This is a genomic window from Hyphomonas sp. (assembly GCF_036964145.1).
GTDB lineage: Bacteria > Pseudomonadota > Alphaproteobacteria > Caulobacterales > Hyphomonadaceae > Hyphomonas.
Genome location: NZ_JBALUC010000016.1, coordinates 1 through 643, shown reverse-complemented (window position 1 = coordinate 643; position 643 = coordinate 1). Strand labels below are relative to the sequence as shown.

Here is a 643-nt window from a genome sequence, read left to right as displayed (position 1 = left end):
CGGCGCGAGTGCGGGCCTCAACCAGAATTGGGATCGGTTCACCTATGATGGCGGAACCTGGCAACGACCGGGCGCGAGCGACGTCACGATATCCACGATCTGGAACGGACCCGAGCCCGCACATCTCGACGCCGCTCCAGTCATTGCTTCACGCGCCGCTTGCGACCTGAACCCGATTGACCTGACAAATGAGGCCGCCTTCCTGCGGCTCAAATCCTACACTTGGCCAGACCAGGCTGGACGACTGGCCCGTCTGGATGCAGCGGCAGAATTGGCCAGACATATGGGCGTTCGCGTGGAACAGGCGGATGCGGTTGACTGGCTCGCCCAGAAACTGACCAAACGCCCCTCAGAGGGCCTGACAGTCATTTATCACTCAGTCTTCCTTGTTTATCCGTCAAAAGAAGATGTTGCACGCATGAAGCGACTGATCGAAGAAGCGGGCGCAGCTGCCACCGAGACTGCCTCCCTCGCCTGGCTTTGCTTTGAACCGGAATCCCTGTTTGGAGGAGACCGCGCGTCTCCGCGCATGCAGACCCGACTGCAAGTCTGGCCGGGTGGCGAACCCCGCATACTGAATGAATCTGATGGACACGTCACATATGTGGACATGCCGTAAGACTATTCGGCAAATGCGTCTGCC

Annotated in this window: 1 protein-coding gene; it reads left to right on the top strand. The window is 59.3% G+C overall.

The genetic code is table 11. From position 1 onward, the window contains the following. The coding region (locus tag V7660_RS17180; protein ID WP_335604275.1) for a DUF2332 domain-containing protein at nt 1-619 on the top strand (619 nt) is incomplete at its 5' end. Nucleotides 620-643: the final 24 nt, after the last annotated feature.